This window comes from Burkholderia plantarii (assembly GCF_001411805.1).
Lineage (GTDB): Bacteria > Pseudomonadota > Gammaproteobacteria > Burkholderiales > Burkholderiaceae > Burkholderia > Burkholderia plantarii.
In genome coordinates this window covers 846,185-867,534 of record NZ_CP007212.1, presented here as the reverse complement: position 1 = coordinate 867,534, position 21,350 = coordinate 846,185, and the positions used below count along the sequence as shown (strand labels likewise).

Genomic DNA, 21,350 nt, shown 5'->3' with positions numbered 1-21,350 from the left:
CATCTGCGCTACAGTGACGGTTTCCCCCGCCGCTCTTTGCTCCACCACGATGCGCACGACCAAAGCGACCCTCGCGGTCGAACGCCTGAAGACCCGTACCGGCAACACGCGCTACGCCGCCGTCAGCATGCCGGGCGACCTGTTCTACCTGACCGACCGCTCGAGCGGCACCGCCGAGAAGCTCTGCGCGCCGCTGCCGCCCGACGAGTTCGTCGCGTTCGTCAACGCCATCGCGCCGCCGGCACCGCGCAAGGCGAGCAAACTCGACGTGGCGTTCGAGGAAAAGATCCGCAACGCCAAACGCTGACGCCCCGCAGCGCGGCCGCCCTGTTCCGGCGCTGAAATTGGCCGTCGTTTGGTACAATCGCCGCGTTAATCTCCCCGCTGACGGCCGCCTCGCGGCATGACCACCATGAACATCGAAAATGCGCGCTTCAACATGATCGAACAGCAGATCCGGCCGTGGGACGTGCTGGATCAGGAGGTCCTGAGCCTGCTGTCGGTCGTCAAGCGCGAACAGTACGTGCCCGCCGTATACCGCGATCTCGCGTTCGCCGACCTCGAACTGCCCCTGCCCGGCGGCCAGAAGATGCTGGCGCCGCGCGTCGAGGCGCGCATGCTGCAGGAACTCGCGGTGAAGAAGCACGAGAGCATCCTCGAAATCGGCGCCGGCTCCGGCTACATGGCGGCGCTGCTCGCCCATCGCGGCCAGCACGTGGTGACGGTCGACATCGATCCCGAGCTCGTGCAGTTCGCGGCCGACAACCTGCGCAACAACGGCGTGACGAACGCCGAGGTGGTGCTCGGCGACGCCGCGCGCGGCCTGCCCGAGAAAGGCCCCTACGACGTGATCTGCGTGTCGGGCGGCCTGCCGGTGGTGCCGCAGGAACTGCTCGAACAGCTGAAGGTGGGCGGCCGGCTCGCGGCCTTCGTCGGCTCGCGTCCGGTCATGAAGGCGCAGATCATCACGCGCATCGACGACAAGCAGTTCCGCGTCGCCGACGTGTTCGAAACCTACATCGACCACCTCGTCAACGCGATGGAGCCGTCGCGCTTCCGTTTCTGATTCCCGCTTACCGCTCACGCCCATGCCGATGCAGATCCTGACCGCTCCCGCGCTGGCCGCCTGGCTCGCCGATTCGTCGCGCCCCGCGCCTGTCGTGCTCGACGTGCGCGAACCGTGGGAGGTCGCGACCGCGAGCCTCGCCGGCAGCGTGTCGATCCCGATGCAGCAGATCCCCGCGCGCAGCGAGGAACTCGACGACGAGGCCGAGATCGTCTGCGTCTGCCATCACGGCATGCGCAGCGCGCAGGTCGCAATGTTCCTCGAATCGCGCGGCTTCACGAAGCTCTACAACCTGCAGGGCGGCATCGACGCCTGGTCGCGCGACGTCGACCCGTCCGTGCCGCGCTACTGATTCCGCGCCGTTGCGCCGCGCCGCGGCGCCCCGCCCGGTAGTCGATCCCGCGACGCCGCGGCCCTGACCGGCCGCGGCGTCGGCGTTTTCGGGCCACGCTTAGCAGGCCGGGCCGCACTTCCCGCCTCGCCGTCATGTCGAGCGCCCCGCGCCGCGTTCGCGTGCAGCGTTTTCCGGGCGCCATGCCGGCCGCCCATGTCCCCCGTCCCGTTCTCCCCCGCCGTCCCACCGCCGGCTCGACGACGCATCGCGGTGCGCGCCATGCACGCGAACGTGCGCGCCGCGCGGGCCGTGCCGCGCCGCATGACCCCGCATCGTGCATCGCGGCCCGATGCACCAGGTTCGCCCGCGCCGCTGCACCGCGACGGCCCACCCGAGCCGCCCGCCTCGTCGCGGCACCGTCGCCTCCCCCTCCAAACCACGCCGGCACGGGGTTTGCCCGCCTCTGGCACATGCCTTGCGTGGTCCCTCCCCGACAGCGCCGGCCGGCGCACACATGCCAACACGTCAAGGGGAAATCGATGAAGCGTCGCAGTCTGTTGAAGGTCGGTTCGATGGCGGGTGCCCTCACGCTCGCGGGGCGCGTTCCGTTCGCACGCGCCGCGGAAGGCACGGGTCCGATCAAGGTCGGCATCCTGCATTCGCTGTCGGGCACGATGGCGATCTCCGAGACCTCGCTGAAGGACACCGCGCTGATGACCATCGCGCAGATCAACCAGGCCGGCGGCGTGATGGGGCGCAAGCTCGAACCCGTGGTGGTCGATCCCGCCTCGAACTGGCCGCTGTTCGCCGAGAAGGCCCGCGGCCTCCTCACCCAGGACAAGGTCGCCGTCGTGTTCGGCTGCTGGACCTCGGTGTCGCGCAAGTCCGTGCTGCCCGTGTTCGAGGAACTCAACGGCCTGCTGTTCTACCCCGTCCAGTACGAAGGCGAGGAAATGTCGCGCAACGTGTTCTACACCGGCGCCGCGCCGAACCAGCAGGCGATCCCCGCCACCGAATACCTGATGAGCGCCGAGGGCGGCGCCGCCAAGCGCTTCTTCCTGCTCGGCACCGACTACGTCTACCCCCGCACCACCAACAAGATCCTGCGCGCGTTCCTGAAGTCCAAGGGCGTGCAGGACGCCGACATCCAGGAGGTCTACACCCCCTTCGGCCACAGCGACTACCAGACCATCGTCTCGAACATCCGCACCTTCTCGCAGGGCGGCAAGACCTGCGTGATCTCCACCATCAACGGCGACTCCAACGTGCCGTTCTACAAGGAACTCGGCAACCAGGGCCTCAAGGCCACCGACGTGCCGGTGGTGGCGTTCTCGGTCGGCGAGGAGGAACTGCGCGGCATCGACACCAAGCCGCTGGTCGGCAACCTCGCCGCCTGGAACTACTTCATGTCGCTGCGCAACCCCGAGAACACCAGGTTCAAGGCGATGTTCGCGGACTGGGTGAAGAAGAACAACCTGCCCGGCGGCGCCAAGCGCGTCACCAACGACCCGATGGAGGCCACCTATGTCGGTATCCACATGTGGAAGCAGGCCGTCGAGAAAGCCAAAAGCGTTGACGTCGACAAGGTGCGCACGGCGATGGTCGGCCAGAAGTTCAACGCGCCGTCGGGCTTCGTGCTGGAGATGGACGGCAACCACCATCTGCACAAGCCGGTCATGATCGGCGAGATCCGCGCCGACGGGCAGTTCAACGTGGTCTGGCGCACCAAGACCACGATCCGCGCGCAGCCGTGGAGCCCGTACATCCCGGGTAACGCCGGCAAGCCCGACGTGGTCAGCTCGATCGGCGATTTCCTGCGCCGCCGCCGCGCCGCCGCGCTCGCGTAAAGCACCGCCCCCGGGACCGGCGGCGCGCTTCATGTCCATGCCGCGCGCCGCCGGTCCCGCGATGTCCTCGCTCGACGGATCCCTCCCATGACCCTGCGCTCCTTCACGCGCGTGCTGCTGGTTTGCGCGGCATGCGCCCTCGGCAGCCCCGCCGCCTTCGCGCTTCAGGCCGCCGACACGGCCGCGCTGGCCGGCGACGACTTCGACGCGAAACTCGCCGCCATCGATCACCTCGCCGCGGCCGGCGACGCGCCGTCGGTCGCGCTGCTGCACGCGCTCGCCGACGGCACCGCGCTCGCCACCGACAGCGGCGCGCTGCTGCTGCAGGCCGACGACGGCAGCACCCGCGACGCGCTCTCGGGCGCCGTGGTGCCGCCCGGCGACGCCCAGCCCGTCACGCTCAACAACCTGCTGCGCAGCAAGGTCGCCAGCGCGCTGTCCGGCCTCGACCTCGCCTCGCCCGATCTCGCCACGCGCACGGCCGCCGTCGATGCGCTGCTGAAGAATCCCGACGCCTCGGAAAAACCGCTGATCGACCGTGCCCGCGCGAAGGAAACCGACCCGACGCTCAAGCGCCGGCTCGACGCGCTGTGGGCGATCGCCGCGCTGCACGACGCCGATCCGGCCAGGCGCCTCGAGGCGGTGCAGCTGGTGGCCGCGCGCCACGACCTCGACATGATCGAGCAGCTGCGCCCGCTGGTGGCGAAGCAGGCCAACGGCGCCTACGCCGAACCCGACGCACGCGTGCGCGAGGCCGCCCGGCAGGGGCTCGACGCGCTGCATGCGCTGCAGGAGCGCGGCGAGATCGCCAGCACGCTGTTCGCGGGGCTCTCGCTTGGCAGCGTGCTGCTGCTCGCCGCGCTGGGCCTGGCCATCACCTACGGCCTGATCGGCGTGATCAACATGGCGCACGGCGAATTCCTGATGATCGGCGCCTACGCCACCTACGTGGTGCAGACGCTGTTCCAGCGCTACGCGCCGGGCGCCTTCGACTGGTATCCGCTGGTGGCCGTGCCGGCCTCGTTCGCGGCCGCGGCCCTGGTCGGCATCGTGCTCGAGCGCACCGTGCTGCGCCATCTCTACGGCCGCCCGCTCGAAACGCTGCTCGCCACCTTCGGCGTGAGCCTGATCCTGATCCAGGCCACCCGCATGATCTTCGGCGCGCAGAACGTGCAGGTGGCCAACCCCGCCTGGATGAGCGGCGGCGTGACGGTGATGCAGAACCTGATCCTGCCGTACAACCGGATCGTGATCCTCGCGTTCTCGCTCGCGGTGGTGGCCGTCGCCTGGGGCGTGCTGACCAGGACGCGGCTCGGCCTGTTCGTGCGCGCGGTCACGCAGAACCGCCGGATGGCCGCCTGCGTCGGCGTGAAAACGGCGCGCGTCGATTCCTACGCGTTCGCGTTCGGCGCCGGCATCGCCGGGCTCGGCGGCTGCGCGCTCTCGCAGATCGGCAACGTCGGGCCCGACCTCGGCCAGAACTACATCATCGATTCGTTCATGGCGGTGGTGCTCGGCGGCGTCGGCCAGATCGCCGGCACGGTGGTGGGCGGCTTCGGCCTGGGCCTCGTCAGCAAGGCGATCGAGCCGTTCTGGGGCGCCGTGCTCGCCAAGATCGCCGTGCTCGTGATGATCGTGCTGTTCATCCAGAAACGCCCGCAGGGCATGTTCGCCCTGAAGGGCCGCAGCGCGGAGGCTTGACGCGATGACCTCGATCACCTCTTCCTCCCTGACGCCGGCCACGGTGCCCACGCCCTCGCCCGCCGGCGCGCCCGGCTTCGCGCTCGGCCTGCCGCCGCGCGCGCCGCTGCTCTCGCGCCGCGCCTGGCTCGCGCTCGTCGCGCTGTGCCTCGCGATCGGCATCGGCGTGCCGCTCGCCGCGCTGGTCGCGCCCGAGACGAGCGCGTTCCACCTCTCGGCCTACGCGATGACGATCGCCGGCAAGTTCATGTGCTACGCGATCGGCGCGCTCGCGCTCGACCTCGTCTGGGGCTACTGCGGGATCCTCAGCCTCGGCCACGGCCTGTTCTTCGCGCTCGGCGGCTACGCGATCGGCATGTACCTGATGCGCGAGATCGGCCACGACGGCGTGTACGGCAGCAACCTGCCCGACTTCATGGTGTTCCTGAACTGGAAGCAGCTGCCGTGGTACTGGAGCGGCTCCGATCATCTGGGCGTCGCGCTCGCGCTGGTGGTGCTCGCGCCCGCCGCGGTCGCCTGGGTGTTCGGCTTCTTCACGTTCCGCTCGCGCGTGAAGGGCGTGTACCTGTCGATCATCACGCAGGCCATGACGTTCGCCGCGATGCTGCTGTTCTACCGCAACGAGACCGGCTTCGGCGGCAACAACGGCTTCACCGACTTCAAGCGCATCGCCGGCTTCGGCATCACCACGCCCGGCACGCGCACGGTGTTGCTGCTGCTGACGTTCGCCACGCTGGTGCTCGCGTTCGTCGCCGCGCGCGCGATCGTCACCTCGAAGCTCGGCCGCGTGGTGACCGCCGTGCGCGACGGCGAAACGCGCCTGATGTTTCTCGGCTACAGCCCGCTCGCCTACAAGCTGTTCGTGTGGACCGTGTCGGCCGTGCTGTGCGGCATCGCCGGCGCCCTCTACGTGCCGCAGGTCGGCATCATCAATCCCGGCGAGATGTCGCCCGGCAACTCGATCGAGATGGCGATCTGGGTGGCCGTGGGCGGGCGCGGCACGCTGATCGGGCCGATCCTCGGCGCGTTCGCCGTGAACGGCGCCAAGAGCTTCTTCACCGCCTACTTCGCCGAATACTGGCTGTTCTTCCTCGGCCTGATCTTCGTGCTGGTGCCGCTGCTGATGCCGCGCGGCATCGTCGGGCTGGTCGAGGCCCTGCTGAAACGCGGAGCGAGCCGATGAGCGACCACGACACGACCCTGACCGTGAGCGGCGTGGCCTCGATGGGGCGCGTGGTCGAGCCGGGCACGATCGACACCTCGCACGGCACGATCCTCTATCTGGAGGACATCGAGGTCAGCTTCGACGGCTTTCGCGCGCTCAGGAAGCTGTCGCTGGCGATCGACGCGGGCGAGCTGCGCTGCGTGATCGGCCCGAACGGCGCCGGCAAGACCACCATGATGGACGTGATCACCGGCAAGACCCGGCCCGACTCGGGCAAGGTGTTCCTCGGCCAGACCATCGACCTCGCGCGGATGAACGAGCCCGAAATCGCGCGCATCGGCATCGGCCGCAAGTTCCAGAAGCCGACCGTGTTCGAGGCGCACCCGGTGTGGGAGAACCTCGAACTGGCGATGAAGGCCGACAAGGGCTGGCTCGCCTCGCTGCGCGCGCGGCTCGATCGCGCGGCGCAGGCCCGCATCGAGGAAACGCTCGAACTGATCAAGCTCGAGGACAGCGCCTATCGGCTCGCGGGTGAACTCTCGCACGGCCAGAAGCAGCGGCTCGAGATCGGCATGCTGCTGATGCAGCAGCCCGCGCTGCTGCTGCTCGACGAACCGGCCGCCGGCATGACCGACCACGAGACGATGGAACTCGCGCAGTTGCTCAACACGCTGCGCGGCACCTGCTCGATGATGGTGGTGGAGCACGACATGGAGTTCGTCGCGGCGCTCGCGGGCGAGACCGGCCGCGTGACCGTGATGGCCGAAGGCGCGGTGCTCGCGCAAGGCACGCTCGATCAGGTCAAGCGCGACGAGGCCGTGATCGAGTCGTACCTCGGACGCTGAAGGACACACCATGCTGAAGATCGAATCGCTGAACCAGTACTACGGCGGCAGTCACATCCTGCGCGACGTGAACCTGAGCGCCGAGGCCGGCAAGCTGACCGTGCTGCTCGGGCGCAACGGCGTGGGCAAGACCACGCTGCTGCGCTGCCTGATGGGGGTGGTGGCGGCCAGGCGCGGCACCATCGCGTGGCAGGGCCGCGCGCTCGACGCGCTCGCGCCGCACGCGCGCGTGGCCGCCGGCCTCGCCTACGTGCCGCAGGGCCGCGATATCTTTCCGCGCCTGACGGTGGAGGAAAACCTGCTGGTGGGCGCGGCCAGCCGCAAGGCGCCGTCGAAGGTGCCGGAGCGGATCTACGAACTGTTTCCGGTGCTCAAGGACATGCGCGCGCGGCGCGGCGGCGACCTGTCGGGCGGCCAGCAGCAGCAGCTGGCGATCGGCCGCGCGCTGATGAGCGAGCCGCAGTTGCTGATCCTCGACGAGCCGACCGAGGGCATCCAGCCGTCGATCATCCAGGACATCGGCCGCACGCTGCGGCAGCTCGTTGACGAGACGGGGATGACGGTGCTGCTGGTGGAGCAGTACTACGATTTCGCGCGCTCGATCACCGACCATTACTGGGTGATGAGCCGCGGCGAGATCGTGGCGGGCGGCGCGGGCAGCGAGATGGAACGGAACGGCGTGCGCGAGTTGATCGCGGTGTGAAGGGCGCGGGGAGGAAGGAAGGGCAGCCGGCGCGGACCGCTTGGCGGCCGCGCCGGAGTGCGAGGCAGGATGCCTCAGGCGACGGTCTGGATGACCTCGAAGCCCTCGAACTCGGGATGACCGAGATAGAGCGGACGATTGGCGCCGCCCGCGTTGCGGTGCGCCGCGCGGAACGCCTCGGATTGAGTCCAGGCCGTGAAGGCGGCCTCGTCGGCCCAGATCGTGTGGCTCGCGTAGAGCACGTGATCGTCGCGCACGGGGCCGCGCAGCAGATGGAACTCGACGAACCCCGGCACCTGCTTGAGCTGCGAGTCGCGCTCCAGCCAGACCTGTTCGAAATCCTTCTCGGAACCCAATGCCACCTTGAAACGATTCATTGCGATATACATACGCTCGATTCCTGTTGGCCGGCGATTCGCGCGGCGGTTGACGACGCCCTCGGGCGGACCGCGAAAGTGTACCGTGCCGTCCGGCGCGACGTGCGCGACAGCCGGCCACCGCCGCGCGTGAGGTAGCATGACGGCCTGCGGCATGCCGCGCGGCGCCCGATCCACCCGATCCACCTCGAGCCTCGTCGGTCCGCCCGCCGCGCCGTCCGATGCCCCGATTCACCGCCTGACCACCCGACGCTTCCCCAGTTCGATGTCCGCCCACGATCCGCACGCCCGCCCCGCCTCCGATGCCCCCGCCGCCCCCGACGCGTCCGGCACGCCCGCCCCGGCCTCGCCGGCCGCGAAGAAATCGTGGCGCGCGATGCTCGAACTCGGCTTCGAGCGGCAGCAGGCGCGCACGGCGCTCGTGCATCGCCGCCACGACGGCCCGCTGCGGATCCAGCGCCCGCTGTACCCGGAAGGCGACGCGGTCTGCCACGCCGTGATCGTGCATCCGCCCGGCGGCGTGGCAGGCGGCGACCGGCTCGACATCGCGGTGCGCGTGGGCGCCGGCTCGCGGGCGGTGATCACGACGCCGGGCGCGACCAAGTGGTACAAGTCGAACGGGCTCGACGCGCGGCAGCGCATCGCGATCGAGGTCGGCGACGGCGCGACGCTCGACTGGCTGCCGCAGAACAACCTGTTCTTCGATGCCGCGCAGGCCTCGCTCGAGTTCTCGCTCACGCTCGGCGAGCACGCCAGCGTGCTCGGCTGGGACGCCTCGCAGCTCGGCCGCCAGGCGGCCGGCGAGACCTGGTCGCTGGGCCGGATCGCGTCCTACGCGCGCATCGGCACGGCGGCCGGCGAGCCGCTCTGGATCGAGCGCGCCCACCTCGGCGCCAGCGAACCGCTGCGCGTCACCGCGCAGGGCCTCGCCGGCTTCCCCGTCTACGGCACGCTCTGGGCGATCGGCGACGCCTGCACCGAGGCGCTCGCCGAATCGCTCGCGCCGGCGCTGCCGTTCGACGCCACGCTGCGCGCCGGCGCCACCTGCGTCGCGCCGCGCGTGATCCTGATCCGCGCGCTGTCGGCCTCGATGGAACCGCTGCAGCAGCTGTTCGTCTCGCTCTGGATGCAGCTGCGCCCGATCGTGCATGGCATCGAGGCCCGCCCGCTGCGACTCTGGCAGACCTGAGCGCTCTGCGCACCCGCACGGTGCGAACGCGCGGCACGCCCCGGTCGCCGCGCACCAGGACAGTGAAAATCCGCCCGATATCGGCCGCTGCAACGCACTGCCACATGGCACACGGCTTGCATTCTGAAACGTTCCGACGCGATGCGCGATCACGATGCTACGATCGATGGCCGTGTGCCCCATGCACGAACGAATTATTACGTCAAGCTAAATATCGGGCTTTCATGAAGCTGACTCCACGAGAAAAAGACAAGCTGCTGATCTTCACCGCCGCGCTGCTCGCCGAGCGCCGCCGCGCGCGCGGCCTGAAGCTCAACTACCCGGAGACGGTCGCGTTCATCACGGCGGCGCTGATGGAGGCCGCGCGCGACGGCAGGACCGTGGCCGAGGTGATGCACTACGGCACCACGCTGCTCACGCGCGAGGACGTGATGGACGGCATACCCGAGATGATCCCCGACATCCAGGTCGAGGCGACCTTCCCCGACGGCACCAAGCTCGTCACCGTCCACCACCCGATTCCGTGAGGCCGCGATGATTCCCGGTGAAATCCTCGTCGACGACGGCGAACACGAACTGAACGCGGGCCGCGCCACCATCACGCTGGCGGTGGCCAACACCGGCGACCGGCCGGTGCAGGTCGGCTCGCACTACCACTTCCATGAAGTCAACGACGCGCTGTCGTTCGATCGCGCGGCCGCGCGCGGCTACCGGCTCAACATCGCCTCGGGCACCGCGGTGCGTTTCGAGCCGGGCCAGGCGCGCACCGTCGAGCTGGTCGAACTGGCCGGCGACCGCGTCGTCTACGGCTTCCAGGGCAAGGTGATGGGCGCGCTCTGAGCGCCCCGCCGCCGCTTCCATTCGTTCCGCACACGGCGCCCGCGGGCGCCCCGGGAATCCACACCATGACACTACGCTTGAGCCGCCGCGCCTACGCGGAAATGTTCGGCCCGACCACCGGCGACCGCATCCGCCTCGCCGACACCGACCTGCTGATCGAGGTCGAGCGCGACTGCACGATCTACGGCGAGGAAGTGAAATTCGGCGGCGGCAAGGTGATCCGCGACGGCATGGGCCAGTCGCAGCGCGTGGCCGCCGAGGTGGCCGACACCGTCGTGACCAACGCGGTGATCCTCGACCATTGGGGCATCGTGAAGGCCGACATCGCCATCAAGGACGGCCGCATCGCCGCGATCGGCAAGGCCGGCAACCCCGACATCCAGCCCGGCGTGACGATCGCGATCGGCGCGGCCACCGAGGTGATCGCCGGCGAAGGCAGGATCGTCACGGCGGGCGGCATCGACACGCACATCCATTTCATCAGCCCGCAGCAGATCGACGAGGCGCTCGCCTCCGGCGTGACCACCATGATCGGCGGCGGTACCGGGCCGGCCGCCGGCACCAATGCCACCACCTGCACGCCGGGGCCGTGGCACCTCGAACGGATGCTGCAGGCCGCCGACGGCTGGCCGATCAACATCGGCTTTCTCGGCAAGGGCAACGTGAGCCTGCCCAAGCCGGCCGAGGAGCAGATCGCCGCCGGCGCGATCGGCCTCAAGCTGCACGAGGACTGGGGCTCGACGCCGGCCGCGATCGACAACTGCCTCACCGTGGCGGACGCCACCGACACGCAGGTGGCGATTCACACCGACACGCTCAACGAGGGCGGCTTCGTCGAATCGACGGTGGCCGCGTTCAAGGGCCGCACGATCCACACCTATCACACCGAGGGCGCGGGCGGCGGCCATGCGCCCGACATCCTGAAGGTCTGCTCGGAGCTGAACGTGCTGCCCTCGTCGACCAACCCGACGCGGCCGTTCACGATCAACACGCTCGACGAACACCTCGACATGCTGATGGTCTGCCATCACCTCGACGCGTCGATCGCCGAGGATCTCGCGTTCGCCGAATCGCGGATCCGCCGCGAGACGATCGCGGCCGAGGACATCCTGCACGATCTCGGCGCGCTGTCGATGATGTCGTCCGACTCGCAGGCGATGGGCCGCGTGGGCGAGGTGATCATCCGCGCGTGGCAGACCGCGCACAAGATGAAGGTGCAGCGCGGCGCGCTGCCCGAGGACGGCGCGCGCAACGACAATTTCCGCGCCAAGCGCTACGTCGCGAAGTACACCATCAACCCGGCGCTCACGCACGGCATCGCGCACGAGGTCGGCTCGATCGAGCCCGGCAAGTGGGCCGACCTGGTGCTGTGGGAGCCGGCGTTCTTCGGCGTGAAGCCGGCCATGATCCTGAAGGGCGGGATGATCGCGGTGGCCCAGATGGGCGACCCGAACGCGTCGATCCCGACGCCGCAGCCGGTCCACTTCCGCGACATGTTCGCCACGCGCGGCGGCGCGCTCGGGCGCACCTCGCTGACCTTCGTCTCGCAGCTCGCGGCCGACGCCGGCGTGGCGGCGCGCTACGGGCTCGCCAAGCGCGTCGTGGCGGTCCGAAACTGCCGCAGCGTGACGAAGGCCGACATGATCCACAATGCGTGGCGGCCGAGCATCAGCGTCGATCCCGAGACCTACGACGTGGTGGCCAACGGCCAGCTGCTGACCTGCGAACCCGCCACCGTGCTGCCGATGGCGCAGCGTTACTTCCTGTTCTGACCATTCCATGCGCACGCTCGACAAACGCATCGCCCCCCACGTCAGGCTCGCCGCGTCGCTGGTGGGGCGCGCGCCGACCCTCACGCTCGCCTACGACGCACGCTGCAGGAGCCGCTTCGCGGCCACGCTCGACTCCGGCGAGGAACTCGGCGTGGTGCTGCCGCGCGGCACCGTGCTCGCCGACGGCGACGTGCTGGTGGCCGACGACGGCGGCCTGGTGCGGATCGTCGCCGCCGCCGAGGCGGTGCTGCTGGTGCGCGCGCCCGACGCGCTGACCTTCACGCGCGCCGCCTACCATCTCGGCAACCGGCACACGCCGGTCGAGATCGGCACGCAGACGCTCAAGCTCGAATACGATCCGGTGCTGGCCGACATGCTGACGCGGCTCGGCGCACGCGTCGAACGCGTCGAGGCGCCGTTCCAGCCCGAGGCCGGCGCCTATGGCGGCGGCCACCGGCACGGCCACGACGCGACCTTCGCCGAGGACTACGCGCTCGCGCAGCAGGTGTACGGCGAGCATCACGGGCACGCGCATTCGCACGACGGGCATGGCCACGATCATGGCCACGAGCACGGGCATTCGCACACGCATGATCACGGGCATTCGCACGGCGGCCATGGCCACGGGCACGACGATCACGCACATGGCCACTCGCATGCGCATGCCCACTCGCACGGCGACCCCTCACACGCGCACTCGCACGACGGCCACGCCTGCAGCCACGATCACGATCATCAACACGACGAGCCCGGCGCAGACGGCCATCGCCACGGCCCCGGCTGCACGCACCGGCACGGCCATGGACACGACTGAACTCGTCGCGCTGCTGCATCTGGCCTCGCCGGCGCTGCCGATCGGCGCGTTCAGCTATTCGCAGGGCTTCGAGGCCGCGCTCGACGCGAACCTGATCCACGACGCCGACAGCGCGCGCGACTGGATCGCGAGCGGCCTCGCCGACGTGCTCGCGGCGGGCGAGCTGCCGTTCCTCGCGCACCAGCTCGAACGCTGGCGCCGCCACGAGCCGGCCACGCTGGCCGAGGCCAACGCCGAATTCATCGCGAGCCGCGAATCGGCCGAGCTGCGCCGCGAGACCGAGCAGATGGGCTGGTCGCTCGCGCAGCTGTGCGGCGCGCTGGAATGGGGCGACGCCGCGCGCCGCGCCACGCTCGCCGCGCTGCGGCCGGTCGCGCTGCCCACCGCCTACGCGTTCGCGGCGGCCGCGCACGACGCGGCGCCCGAGGCCACGCTCGCCGCCTACGCATTCGGCTGGGTCGAGAACCAGGCCGCCGCGGCGCTGAAGGCGGTGCCGCTCGGCCAGCTCGCCGGCCAGAAGATGCTGGTCTCGCTGCGCGGCACGATCGCCGCCGCGGTGCGCCGGGCGCTCGCCACGCCGCCCGAGGCCATCAACACCTTCGCCCCGCTGCTCGGCATCCTGTCGGCGCGGCACGAAACCCAGTACTCACGACTGTTCCGCTCATGACCATCTCCTCCCCCTCCTCCCGCCGCACCAGGAAGCTGCCGCCGCTGCGCGTCGGCATCGGCGGCCCGGTCGGCTCCGGCAAGACCACGCTGCTCGAAATGCTCTGCAAGGCGATGCGCGAACGCTACGACCTCGTCGCGATCACCAACGACATCTACACCAAGGAAGACCAGCGCCTGCTGACGGTGGCCGGCGCGCTGCCCGAGGAACGCATCATGGGCGTGGAGACGGGCGGCTGCCCGCACACGGCGATCCGCGAGGACGCGTCGATCAACCTCGAGGCCGTCGACCGCATGCTGGGGCGCTTTCCCGACGCCGACATCGTCTTCATCGAATCGGGCGGCGACAACCTCGCGGCCACCTTCAGCCCGGAGCTGTCGGACCTGACGCTCTACGTGATCGACGTGGCCGGCGGCGAGAAGATCCCGCGCAAGGGTGGCCCCGGCATCACCAAGTCGGACCTGCTCGTGATCAACAAGACCGACCTCGCGCCGCTGGTCGGCGCGAACCTCGACGTGATGGCCTCCGACACGCGCAAGATGCGCGGCGAGCGGCCCTACGTGATGACGAACCTGAAGGCGCTCGACGGCGTCGCCGAGGTGGTCGCGTTCATCGAGAAGAAGGGATTGCTGGCGGCCTGACGGCCCGGAGGGAAGCGCGGCGGCCCGGGCCGCCGGCGGGGGAGCGCCGCGAAAGCCGCTGCGCGTGTCGGACCCGGGCCCGGATTCAGGCCGGCTCGGGCTCGCCGCTGCCGCCGCCGTCGCTCGCGTCGCCCTCGCCGTGATGACCCGGCACGGCCGCGCCGCCGGGCGGCAGCAGCGCGGTCAGCACGTCGACGGTGCGCGCGGTCGCGCCGCGATGGCGTGCCGCGAACGCGGCGCCGGCCGCGCCCATCGCGGTGCGCCGCGCCGGGTCGGCGAACAGCGCGTCGAGCACCGTCGCCAGTTCGTCCGGGTCCCGCACCTGCGCGGCGGCGCCGGCCGCCACCGCGTCGGCGGTGGCCTGCGTGAAGTTGAAGACGTGCGGCCCGATCAGCACCGGCACGCCCACCGCGCAGGCCTCGATCAGGTTCTGGCCGCCGAGCGGCAGCAGGCTGCCGCCGACGAACGCCACGTCGGCAGCCGCGTAGTAGGCGCCGAGCTCGCCCATCGAGTCGCCGAGCAGCACCGCCACGCCGGCCTCGAGCGGCGCGGCCGTGCCGCCCGCCGCCGCGGCCACGCCGGGCGCCCAGCGCGTCGAGCGCCGTTCGAGCGCGAGCCCCTCGCGCGCGGCCAGCGCGGCCACCTCGTCGAAGCGCTGCGGATGGCGCGGCACCAGGATCAGCAGCGCACCGGGCGTCTTCAGCGCCGCGAACGCGCGCAGCACCAGCGCCTCCTCGCCCTCGCGCGTGCTGGCCGCCACCCACACGGGCCGGCGGCCGATCGCCTCGCGCCAAGCGCGACCGCGCGCGGCCAGCTCGGGCGGCGTACTCATGTCGAACTTCAGGTTGCCGAGCACCACCACGTTGCGCGCGCCGAGCGCCATCAGCCGCTCGGCGTCGGACGGGCTCTGCGCGAGCACGCGCGAGAAGCCGCCGAACACCTCGCGCGCCGCCGGGCCGAACTTCGCGGCGCGCCGGAACGAGCGCGCCGACATCCGCGCGTTGGTCAGCACCAGCGGCACCGCGGCGCGCCGACATTCGTCGATCAGCGTCGGCCAGACCTCGGTCTCCATCACGAGCCCGAGCGCGGGCCGCCAGGCGCGCAGGAAGCGGCGCACCAGATGCGGCATGTCATACGGGAGATAGGCGCGCAGCACGCGCGTGCCGAACAGTTGCTCGCCGGTGGCGCGCCCGCTCGGCGTCATGTGCGTGACGAGCAGCTTCGCGTCGGGCCGCGCGGCCAGCAGCGCCTCGACGAGCGGCTGCGCGGCACGCGTCTCGCCGACCGACACCGCGTGGACCCAGATCAGCGGCGCGCCGTCGTCGGGGCTGCGCGCGGCGCGCATCGCCGGCGCGAGATGGCCGAAGCGCTCGCCGATATGCTCGCGATAGCCGTGCTCGCGGCGCGACCGCCAGAACAGCCGCAGCACCGCGGCGGGCGCGACGATCCACCAAAGCGCGCGATACACCGCTCTCAACATGAGGACATCATCGTGATTTCCGTTCGGTTCGCCGCGTTCAGACGAGCGCGCGCTGCTGCAGGCGTTCGAGGATGCCGAGCGGCGCGCATTCGGGCCGCGCCATCGCCTTGACCGGCAGGAAGAAGGTTTGCTCCATCATGAACTGGCCCGACATCACCGCGTGCGAAGTCTGGTCCGAGAAACAGATCCAGACGCAGCCGGACGGGAACGGCATGGTCTGCTGCGGGCTCGTGCGCTGGTAGTCGAGGTCGGCCTTCATCGCGTCGTGCAGATGCAGCATCAGGTGATCGTAGGCGCTGCGCCTCGACTTCGTCACGTGCAGCAGGTCGAGCAGCCAGGCCGAGCCGGGCAGCTGCGGGCGGATGCCGGGCAGGAAGCGTCTGGCGACGTCCTCGAACGGCTCGCCCACGCGCCACACGCGCGGCACGCCGGCCGGGTTGACGTTGGCGAACACGCGCAGGATCCGCTCGCCGTAGTTCGGCCGCGACGGGAACGCGTCCACGTGCAGCCGGCTGTCGTCCTTGCGCCACGAGGTCTCGCGCGTCTCGACCTGGCGCAGGCGCAGGCTGGTCGGCGCCATCCGCAGCTTGCCGCGATACTCGGGAAAGAGGCCGTCCACCAGCGTGCCGGCCTGCTGCTTGAAGCGCGCCACCAGCGCGCGCACGGCCGACTGCGTGACCGCGTCGCCCTGCACGCCGGCCACCGCGCTGCCGTCCGGCGCGAGGCTGATGTTCTTGCGCTTCGGATCGGCCAGCGCCGGATCGAGCAACGCTTCCTCGCCGCCGTCGATCGCGAAACGCAGGTTCGGGAAATACAGCACGCGGCCGGTCTCGAGCGCGGCGAGCAGCTGCTCGCGCGGCACGGCCAGCTGCTCGCCGCGCCAGTCGGCCGAGGCGATTTCGAGGATCTGGGATTCGGTCATGAACACACCGTTACAGGAGGCCGAACGACGCGAGCGCGCCCTTCACCTGGGACAGCGAGGGCGGCGCGCCGGCCGTGCCGAGATTGACGACGTTCGGCGACCAGTAGCCGCCCGTGCGCCATGCGGTCGCGAAATTGTACAGCTCGACGGTGGGCCGCTTGAGCGCCGCCGCGATGTGGACGAGGCCCGTATCGACGCCGACGGTGGCGGCCGCGCCGTCGATCAGCCCGACCACGGCCGGCAGCGACAGCTTCGGCGGCACGATCGCGGCCGCGCCGAACTCCTTCGCGAGACGTTCGCTCGTCACGCGCTCCGCGTCGCTGCCCCACGGCAGCACCAGCGACGCGCCGCGCCGCACGAGCGCCTGGCCGAGTTCGATCCAGGCGGCGTCGGGCCACTGCTTGTCGGCGCGCGAAGTCGCATGGACGAACACGACGTAGGGTACTGGAAGATTGAGCTGGAACGAGGCAAGCGCGCGCGCTGCCTGATGCGTGTCAAGACCGAAATCGAGTTCGTCGGCAGGCGTCGGCGCGGGCTCGCCGAGCGCCGCGGCCACCAGCTCGCGCGTGCGCTCGACCACGTGCGTGCGCGGCGCGATCGGCACGCGGCGGCGGTAGAAGAAGCGCGCCGGCCATTCGTAGCCGGCGCCGTCGGTGCGGTTGCCGAGCCCGACCAGCGGGCCGCGCGCCCAGCTCGCCACCCACGCGCTCTTGATGAGGCCCTGGCAGTCGATCACGAGGTCGTAGCGCTCGCCCGCGATGCGCCGGCGAAACGCGGCGATCTCGCGCCAGGTGCGCGCGCTGCCGAGCGACTTGCGCCAGCGCCGCAGCGAGAACGGCAGCACGCCGTGTACGCCGCGCACGAGCTTGACCAGATCGACGAAGCTTTCCTCGACCAGCCAGTCGATCTGCGCGTCCGGATGGTGCCGGTGAATGTCGGCGATGGCCGGCATGTTGTGGACGACGTCGCCGAGCGACGACACGCGCACGATCAGAATTTTTTGCACGCTGGAAAAATACGGCGAGAGGCCGGTACGGACCGAAAGACGCGATTTTATCGCGTCGGCCGGCTTTGTCCCGGATTTTGTCCCGTGGAGGCAGGACACGGCGCAGGCAGCGGGCGCCGTGCGGGAGGAATGGCGGGGGGCGGACCGCGGCGGCCGGGCCGCCGGCCATGGCGGACCACGGCGCCCCGTCGCGGGCAGGCGCCGGCGCCCCGAACGGCGCGCCGACGCGCGGGCCCGCCGCGTCAGAACGGCAGCTTGGCGTCGGGCTTGGCGGCCGTCAGCGCGCGGCGGAAATCGTCCTGGATCCGCGCGAGCGCCTCGGCGGTGTTCGCCTCGAAGCGCAGCACCACCACCGGCGTGGTGTTCGACGAGCGCGCGAGGCCGAAGCCGTCCGGGTACTCGACGCGCAGCCCGTCGATCGTGACGACCTCGTCGGCGCCGTCGAACTTCGCGTTCGCGCGCAGCTTCTCGATCAGCGCGACGTTCTCGCCTTCCTCGAGCTTCAGCTGCAGCTCCGGCGTCGATTCCGCGTTCGGCAGGCCGTTCAGCAGCGCGCTCGGATCGGCCACGCGCGCGAGGATCTCGAGCAGGCGCGCGCCGGTGTAGAGGCCGTCGTCGAAGCCGTACCAGCGGTCCTTGAAGAACACGTGGCCGCTCATCTCGCCGGCCAGCGGCGCGCCGGTCTCGCGCAGCTTGGCCTTCACGAGCGAGTGGCCGGTCTTCCACATCAGCGGCTCGCCGCCCTTGTCGCGAATCCACTGCGCGAGGTTGCGCGTGCATTTGACGTCGTAGATGATCTGCGCGCCCGGGTTGCGCGACAGCACTTCCTCGGCGAACAGCATCATCTGGCGGTCCGGATAGATGATCTGGCCGTCCTTGGTAACCACGCCGAGGCGGTCGCCGTCGCCGTCGAACGCGAAGCCGATCTCGGCGTCGGTTTCCTTCAGCGCACGGATCACGTCCTGCAGGTTCTCGGGGTGCGCCGGGTCCGGATGGTGGTTCGGGAAGTGGCCGTCGATCTCGGTGAACAGCTCGACCAGTTCGCAGCCGAGCGCTTTGAAAAGGCGCGGCGCGAGTTCGCCCGCCACGCCGTTGCCGGTGTCGACCACGATCTTGAGCGGGCGCGCCAGCTTGATGTCGCCGACGATGCGCTGCAGGTAGGCCTCGGCCACGTCGTGCTGCTCGTAGCTGCCGCTGCCCTCGGTGAAGTCGGCGGCCACGATGCGGCGGTACAGCGCCTGGATCTGCTCGCCGTAGATCGCCGCGCCGCGCAGCACCATCTTGAAACCGTTGTAGTCGGGCGGGTTGTGGCTGCCGGTCACGACGATGCACGAATCGACGCGGCGCTCGCCGGCCGCGAGCGGCAGCGGCACGCTGGCGGCGAAATAGCCGACCGGGGTCGGCACCATGCCGACGTCGACCACGTCCACGCCCGCCGCGCGCAGCCCGTCGGCGAGCGCGCCGATCAGCTCCGGCCCGGACAGCCGGCCGTCGCGCGCCACCACCACGGCGTCGCCGCCCTGGGCGCGCACCTCGCTGCCGAAAGCCCGACCGATCGAGCGGGCAGTCTCGGCATCGAGCGTCTTGCCGATCACACCGCGAATGTCGTATGCCTTGAAGATGGACTGGGAAATCATCGATTCACTCTCTGTCGTGCATGGAAAAAGGTGACACTCCCGCGCGCCGGTGGCACGTTACCGCCCGCCTGCGCCCCGCCGATGTCGGGTTCGAACCCGAACAACTTATAATCGATCGTTTGGACCGGACCGGTCACCCGACCGTGATCCGCGAGCCGCCCATTCTAATGCGTGGATGTTTCAGCGCAGCAAATTAGAAATTCGGCGGCGCCGGCCGACGCGGCCTCGTACCCATTTTCATCCGGTTTTTTTCATGCTGAAGCTTTCGCGCATCGCCAACCCCGATGTCGCTCGCGCCGCCGCCAACCTGGTCTGGCTCGGCCTCGAGCGCCTCACGCAGATCGGCGTGGCGATCGTGATCAGCGGCCTGCTCGCGCGCGCGCTCGGCCCCGACGCGTTCGGCAAGTGGCAGTACGCGAACACGCTGCTGCTGGTACTGGCGCCGCTGACCTGGGTGTGCGGCGCCGAGATCCTGGTGCCGACCATCGTCCAGCGCCCGCCCGGGCAGCTCGGCGCCGTGCTCGGCAGCGCGTTCGCGCTGCGCATCTCGGTGTCGGCTGCCGCGCTCGCGCTGACTTGGGCCGGCATCGCCATGCACTGGGTCGATCCGCTGGTGGGCGCGATGCTGGCCGGGCTCGCGGTGACGATGGTGCTGCGCGAGCCGTTCGTCGGCGTCATCAACGCCTGGCTGCAGAGCATGACCTACAGCAAGCCGCAGCTGATCGCCAGCATGGTCGCCGCGCTCGGCAAGGCGGTACTGGTCTGGCTGCTGGTGCGCGCCGCCGCGACGCCGGCCAGCTACGGCTGGCTGTGGGCGCTCGAGGCCGGCGCGATCGCGCTCGCGCTGATGCTCTATTACCGGCAGCGCCACGGCGGCCGGCTCGGCTGGCGCGTCGAGGCACCGCTGTTCCGCCATTTCGCCTCGGCGGGCACCGTGTTCTGGATCGGGCTCGTCTGCATGTACCTGTTCCTGAAACTCGACCGGCTGATGCTCGAACGCCACGTGTCGTTCGCCGAACTGGGCCGCTACGCGGCGGCGCAGCAACTGAACGAGAACTGGATCACGCTCGCGCTGCTGCTCGCGCAGACCATCGCGCCCGCGTTCGTCTACCGCGTGAGCGAGGTGGCCCGGCTGCGCCGCAACGTCTGGCGGCTGATGGCGATGACCAGCGCGCTGATGATCGCCGGCGCGGCGGTGCTCGACCTGCTCGCGCCGCTCATCATCGGCCGCGTGTTCGGCCCGGGCTTCGCGCAGTCGGTGTCGATCTTCCGCTGGGCCGTCTGGCTCTCGGTGCCGGCCGGGATCGAGGCGATCGGCAACCTGGTGGTGCTCAAATACCAGGCGAAATTCGTGCTGCTCGCGAAATGGCTGCTCGCGCTGGCCGTGGCGGCGCTCGCCAACACCTTCGCGATCCCGGCGCTCGGCCTGTACGGCGCGCTGGTCGGCCTCGCCGCCGGCTATCTCGCGGCCGCCTCGGTCAACTTCTACTACATTCGCCAGAGCCTGCGCCCATGACGCCCTCTCCCGCTTCCGCCGGCGCGCTCGACGACGTCGCGGTGCTGATCCCCGCCTACAACGGCCACGACGACCTCGAACGCACGCTCGACTCGCTCGACGAACCGGCCCCCGTGCGGGTGCTGGTGGTGGACGACGGCAGCACGCCGCCGATCGCGCCGCGCCCGCGCGCGGGCCTGACCGTCGAGGTGCTGCGCATGCCGCGCAACGGCGGCATCGAGCGCGCGCTCGCGGCCGGCATCGACGCGCTCGCGGCGCGCGGCGTGCGCTATGCCGCGCGCCTCGACGCGGGCGATCTGGCCGTGCCGCACCGGCTCGTGAAGCAACGCGCGTTCCTGGCGGCGCACCCGCGCGTGGCCTGCGTCGGCACCTGGGCGCAGGTGGTCGCGCGCGATGGCCGGCCGCTCTTCATGCTGACGCCGCCCGCCGATCCGGCGCGGCTGCGCCGCACGCGCTTCCTGCGCTCGCCGCTCGTGCATCCGTCGGTGATGCTCGATATTGCCCGGGTCGTGGAGGTCGGCAACTATCGGATCAAATATCCGGCCGCCGAGGATCTGGACATTTTTTTGCGCTTAATGGAACGCTACGATTGCGCGAACCTGCCCGAACTCGGCCTATATTACGAACTGAACGAAGGCGGCATCAGCGCCACGAAGCGCCGCCGCCAGATCCGCTCGACGCTCGCGCTGGTGCTGCGTTATTTCGACGTGGGCAACCCGTGTGACTGGGGCGGCCTCGCGAAATACCTTCTGCATCTCGTCACGCCGTATGCGCTGCTGCACCGGCTCAAGCGCCGCTCGTTCGCGCCGCGCCCGCCCGCCTGACGCG

The 21,350-nt window shown here is 70.4% G+C and carries 22 protein-coding genes; 17 read left to right on the top strand and 5 right to left on the bottom strand.

Annotation, left to right across the window (positions count from 1 at the left end; translation table 11 throughout):
* Positions 1 to 49 precede the first annotated feature (49 nt).
* The 8 genes from bpln_RS03805 (at position 50) to urtE (ending at position 7,661) form a co-directional block, all read left to right on the top strand.
* Positions 50 to 307: a hypothetical protein gene (locus bpln_RS03805; protein WP_042624046.1), complete on the top strand. Its 258-nt coding sequence runs from the start codon at positions 50 to 52 to the stop codon at positions 305 to 307.
* A gap of 105 nt (positions 308 to 412) precedes the next feature.
* A complete protein-coding gene (locus bpln_RS03800; RefSeq protein ID WP_042626414.1) occupies positions 413 to 1,066 on the top strand; it encodes a protein-L-isoaspartate O-methyltransferase family protein in 654 nt (217 codons plus the stop codon).
* A gap of 28 nt (positions 1,067 to 1,094) precedes the next feature.
* Positions 1,095 to 1,418: a rhodanese-like domain-containing protein gene (locus tag bpln_RS03795; protein ID WP_042626413.1), complete on the top strand. Its 324-nt coding sequence runs from the start codon at positions 1,095 to 1,097 to the stop codon at positions 1,416 to 1,418.
* A gap of 521 nt (positions 1,419 to 1,939) precedes the next feature.
* Positions 1,940 to 3,247: an urea ABC transporter substrate-binding protein gene (gene urtA / locus bpln_RS03790; RefSeq protein ID WP_055138122.1), complete on the top strand. Its 1,308-nt coding sequence runs from the start codon at positions 1,940 to 1,942 to the stop codon at positions 3,245 to 3,247.
* A gap of 87 nt (positions 3,248 to 3,334) precedes the next feature.
* Entirely contained in the window at positions 3,335 to 4,948 is a 1,614-nt protein-coding gene (gene urtB / locus bpln_RS03785) for an urea ABC transporter permease subunit UrtB (protein WP_080937074.1), read from the top strand.
* A gap of 4 nt (positions 4,949 to 4,952) precedes the next feature.
* Positions 4,953 to 6,131, top strand: a complete 1,179-nt coding sequence (urtC, locus tag bpln_RS03780; protein ID WP_055138121.1) for an urea ABC transporter permease subunit UrtC — start codon at positions 4,953 to 4,955, stop codon at positions 6,129 to 6,131.
* Positions 6,128 to 6,958, top strand: a complete 831-nt coding sequence (gene urtD / locus bpln_RS03775; RefSeq protein WP_042624043.1) for an urea ABC transporter ATP-binding protein UrtD — start codon at positions 6,128 to 6,130, stop codon at positions 6,956 to 6,958. The genes urtC and urtD overlap by 4 nt, the downstream gene beginning before the upstream one ends.
* Positions 6,959 to 6,968: 10 nt before the next feature.
* Positions 6,969 to 7,661, top strand: a complete 693-nt coding sequence (gene urtE / locus bpln_RS03770) for an urea ABC transporter ATP-binding subunit UrtE (protein ID WP_055138120.1) — start codon at positions 6,969 to 6,971, stop codon at positions 7,659 to 7,661.
* 74 nt (positions 7,662 to 7,735) lie between these two features.
* Here the strand turns inward: urtE and hmuQ are convergent, their stop codons facing one another.
* Positions 7,736 to 8,050, bottom strand: a complete 315-nt coding sequence (hmuQ, locus tag bpln_RS03765) for a heme-degrading protein HmuQ (protein ID WP_042624041.1) — start codon at positions 8,048 to 8,050, stop codon at positions 7,736 to 7,738.
* Between the two features lie 253 nt (positions 8,051 to 8,303).
* Between hmuQ and bpln_RS03760 the strand changes: the two genes are divergently transcribed.
* The 7 genes from bpln_RS03760 (at position 8,304) to ureG (ending at position 13,961) form a co-directional block, all read left to right on the top strand.
* Positions 8,304 to 9,227, top strand: coding sequence for an urease accessory protein UreD (locus bpln_RS03760; protein WP_042624040.1), 924 nt, complete (start codon positions 8,304 to 8,306; stop codon positions 9,225 to 9,227).
* Between the two features lie 224 nt (positions 9,228 to 9,451).
* Positions 9,452 to 9,754 carry an urease subunit gamma gene (locus bpln_RS03755; RefSeq protein ID WP_042624039.1) on the top strand — a complete coding sequence of 101 codons (303 nt, stop codon included), beginning with the start codon at positions 9,452 to 9,454 and terminating at the stop codon, positions 9,752 to 9,754.
* Positions 9,755 to 9,761: 7 nt separating this feature from the next.
* Entirely contained in the window at positions 9,762 to 10,067 is a 306-nt protein-coding gene (locus bpln_RS03750; RefSeq protein WP_042624038.1) for an urease subunit beta, read from the top strand.
* A 65-nt stretch (positions 10,068 to 10,132) separates the two neighbouring features.
* Positions 10,133 to 11,839 (top strand): urease subunit alpha, encoded by a 1,707-nt coding sequence (ureC, locus tag bpln_RS03745; RefSeq protein WP_042624037.1) that lies wholly within the window; start codon positions 10,133 to 10,135, stop codon positions 11,837 to 11,839.
* Positions 11,840 to 11,846: 7 nt separating this feature from the next.
* Complete coding sequence (gene ureE, locus bpln_RS03740) at positions 11,847 to 12,653, top strand: urease accessory protein UreE (protein WP_042624036.1); 807 nt, start codon at positions 11,847 to 11,849, stop codon at positions 12,651 to 12,653.
* Positions 12,640 to 13,320, top strand: a complete 681-nt coding sequence (locus tag bpln_RS03735; RefSeq protein ID WP_042624035.1) for an urease accessory protein UreF — start codon at positions 12,640 to 12,642, stop codon at positions 13,318 to 13,320. Before ureE ends, bpln_RS03735 begins: the two co-directional genes overlap by 14 nt.
* Complete coding sequence (gene ureG, locus bpln_RS03730; RefSeq protein WP_123863407.1) at positions 13,317 to 13,961, top strand: urease accessory protein UreG; 645 nt, start codon at positions 13,317 to 13,319, stop codon at positions 13,959 to 13,961. The genes bpln_RS03735 and ureG overlap by 4 nt, the downstream gene beginning before the upstream one ends.
* A gap of 85 nt (positions 13,962 to 14,046) precedes the next feature.
* Here the strand turns inward: ureG and waaA are convergent, their stop codons facing one another.
* The 4 genes from waaA to bpln_RS03710 all read right to left on the bottom strand — a co-directional run bounded on the left by waaA (position 14,047) and on the right by bpln_RS03710 (position 19,006).
* Positions 14,047 to 15,441 (bottom strand): lipid IV(A) 3-deoxy-D-manno-octulosonic acid transferase, encoded by a 1,395-nt coding sequence (waaA, locus tag bpln_RS03725; RefSeq protein WP_055138119.1) that lies wholly within the window; start codon positions 15,439 to 15,441, stop codon positions 14,047 to 14,049.
* Positions 15,442 to 15,478: 37 nt separating this feature from the next.
* Positions 15,479 to 16,363 (bottom strand): Kdo hydroxylase KdoO, encoded by an 885-nt coding sequence (locus bpln_RS03720; protein ID WP_055139436.1) that lies wholly within the window; start codon positions 16,361 to 16,363, stop codon positions 15,479 to 15,481.
* Positions 16,364 to 16,373: 10 nt separating this feature from the next.
* Positions 16,374 to 17,369, bottom strand: a complete 996-nt coding sequence (gene waaC / locus bpln_RS03715) for a lipopolysaccharide heptosyltransferase I (protein WP_055138118.1) — start codon at positions 17,367 to 17,369, stop codon at positions 16,374 to 16,376.
* Positions 17,370 to 17,611: 242 nt separating this feature from the next.
* Positions 17,612 to 19,006: a phosphomannomutase/phosphoglucomutase gene (locus bpln_RS03710; protein WP_042624032.1), complete on the bottom strand. Its 1,395-nt coding sequence runs from the start codon at positions 19,004 to 19,006 to the stop codon at positions 17,612 to 17,614.
* Positions 19,007 to 19,181: 175 nt separating this feature from the next.
* Between bpln_RS03710 and bpln_RS03705 the strand changes: the two genes are divergently transcribed.
* The gene (locus bpln_RS03705; RefSeq protein WP_420807353.1) at positions 19,182 to 20,522 is read left to right on the top strand and encodes an oligosaccharide flippase family protein; all 1,341 of its coding nucleotides are present in this window, start codon (positions 19,182 to 19,184) and stop codon (positions 20,520 to 20,522) included.
* Complete coding sequence (locus bpln_RS03700; RefSeq protein WP_055138116.1) at positions 20,519 to 21,346, top strand: glycosyltransferase; 828 nt, start codon at positions 20,519 to 20,521, stop codon at positions 21,344 to 21,346. The genes bpln_RS03705 and bpln_RS03700 overlap by 4 nt, the downstream gene beginning before the upstream one ends.
* Positions 21,347 to 21,350: the final 4 nt, after the last annotated feature.